The organism is Gracilibacillus halophilus YIM-C55.5, assembly GCF_000359605.1.
GTDB lineage: Bacteria > Bacillota > Bacilli > Bacillales > Amphibacillaceae > Gracilibacillus > Gracilibacillus halophilus.
The window spans coordinates 1-2,582 of record NZ_APML01000051.1 but is presented as its reverse complement, the minus strand read 5'-3'; the positions used below and the strand labels follow the sequence as shown (position 1 = coordinate 2,582).

1 rRNA gene is annotated in these 2,582 nt (G+C 53.8%); it reads left to right on the top strand.

The window, feature by feature from the left end:
- A 23S ribosomal RNA gene (locus J416_RS10980) occupies positions 1-2,566 on the top strand; the annotation flags it as partial.
- Positions 2,567-2,582 lie beyond the last annotated feature (16 nt).

Sequence of the window (2,582 nt, the reverse complement as noted above, 5' to 3'; positions counted from 1 at the left end):
GCTCGCCAAAGAAGGTAAGAGCCCTGTCGTTGAAATGGCGTTTCCTCCGGAGTGTATCCTGAGTACGATGGAACACGAGAAATTCCGTCGGAATCCGGGAGGACCATCTCCCAAGGCTAAATACTCCCTAGTGACCGATAGTGAACCAGTACCGTGAGGGAAAGGTGAAAAGCACCCCGGGAGGGGAGTGAAAGAGAACCTGAAACCGTGCGCCTACAAGTAGTCGGAGCCCTTTATAGGGGTGACGGCGTACCTTTTGTAGAATGGACCGGCGAGTTACGATCTACTGCAAGGTTAAACTGTCAAAAGTGAAGCCGCAGCGAAAGCGAGTCTGAAGAGGGCGAATGAGTAGTGGGTCGTAGACCCGAAACCGTGTGATCTACCCATGTCCAGGGTGAAGGTCAGGTAACACTGACTGGAGGCCCGAACCCACGTACGTTGAAAAGTGCGGGGATGAGGTGTGGGTAGGGGTGAAATGCCAATCGAACACGGAGATAGCTGGTTCTCTCCGAAATAGCTTTAGGGCTAGCCTCAAGGCAGAAGTACTGGAGGTAGAGCACTGATTGGACGAGGGGCCCTCATCGGGTTACCGAATTCAGTCAAACTCCGAATGCCAGCGACTTCAACTTGGGAGTCAGACGATGGGTGATAAGGTTCATCGTCGAAAGGGAAACAGCCCAGACCGTCAGCTAAGGTCCCCAAGTATACGTTAAGTGGAAAAGGATGTGGCGTTGCTTAGACAACCAGGATGTTGGCTTAGAAGCAGCCATCATTTAAAGAGTGCGTAATAGCTCACTGGTCGAGTGACGCTGCGCCGAAAATATACCGGGGCTAAACGTATCACCGAAGCTACGGATTGTTCTAGAGAACAATGGTAGGAGAGCGTTCGAAGGGCTGCGAAGTCAGACCGTGAGGACTGGTGGAGCGCTTCGAAGTGAGAATGCCGGTATGAGTAGCGAGAAAGAAGTGAGAATCTTCTTCACCGCAAGCCTAAGGTTTCCTGAGGAAGGCTCGTCCGCTCAGGGTTAGTCGGGACCTAAGCCGAGGCCGAAAGGCGTAGGCGATGGATAACAGGTGGAGATTCCTGTACCACCCACTTCCGTTCGAGTGATGGGGGAACGCAGAAGGATATGGAAAGCGCACCGCTGGATGTGTGCGTCTAAGCAGTAAGTGCGTCAGATAGGTAAATCCGTCTGGCAAGCGCAAGCTGTGACAGGGAGGGAAATATCAGTACCGAAGTTCCGGAATTCACACTGCCTAGAAAAGCCTCTAGCGAGGAAGATGGGTGCCCGTACCGCAAACCGACACAGGTAGGCGAGGAGAGTATCCTAAGGTGATCGGGAGAACTCTTGTTAAGGAACTCGGCAAAATGACCCCGTAACTTCGGGAGAAGGGGTGCTTCTCGTGTCGAGAAGCCGCAGTGAAAAGGCCCAAGCGACTGTTTATCAAAAACACAGGTCTCTGCGAAGCCGTAAGGCGAAGTATAGGGGCTGACACCTGCCCGGTGCTGGAAGGTTAAGGGGATGCGTTAGCATTATGCGAAGCGTTGAACCGAAGCCCCAGTAAACGGCGGCCGTAACTATAACGGTCCTAAGGTAGCGAAATTCCTTGTCGGGTAAGTTCCGACCCGCACGAAAGGTGCAACGACTTGGGCACTGTCTCAACAAGAGACCCGGTGAAATTATACTATGCGTGAAAATGCGCATTACCCGCGACAGGACGGAAAGACCCCGTGGAGCTTTACTGTAGCCTGACATGGAATGTTGGTACAGCTTGTACAGGATAGGTGGGAGCCGTCGATACGTGAGCGCTAGCTTACGTGGAGGCGCCGGTGGGATACCACCCTGGCTGTATGGACATTCTAACCCAGAACCGTGATCCGGTTCGGAGACAGTGTCAGGTAGGCAGTTTGACTGGGGCGGTCGCCTCCCAAAGGGTAACGGAGGCGCCCAAAGGTTCCCTCAGAATGGTTGGAAATCATTCGTAGCGTGCAAAGGCAGAAGGGAGCTTGACTGCGAGACTTACAAGTCGAGCAGGGACGAAAGTCGGGCTTAGTGATCCGGCGGTTCCGCATGGAAGGGCCGTCGCTCAACGGATAAAAGCTACCCCGGGGATAACAGGCTTATCTCCCCCAAGAGTCCACATCGACGGGGAGGTTTGGCACCTCGATGTCGGCTCATCGCATCCTGGGGCTGTAGTCGGTCCCAAGGGTTGGGCTGTTCGCCCATTAAAGCGGTACGCGAGCTGGGTTCAGAACGTCGTGAGACAGTTCGGTCCCTATCCGTCGTGGGCGCAGGAAGTTTGAGAGGAGCTGTCCTTAGTACGAGAGGACCGGGATGGACACACCGCTGGTGCACCAGTTGTTCCGCCAGGAGCACGGCTGGGTAGCTACGTGTGGTCGGGATAAGTGCTGAAAGCATCTAAGCATGAAGCCCCCCTCAAGATGAGACTTCCCATCACGTCAAGTGAGTAAGATCCCTCAAAGACGATGAGGTAGATAGGTTCGAGGTGGAAGCATGGTGACATGTGGAGCTGACGAATACTAATCGATCGAGGACTTAACTATATCTATGAGATGTGTG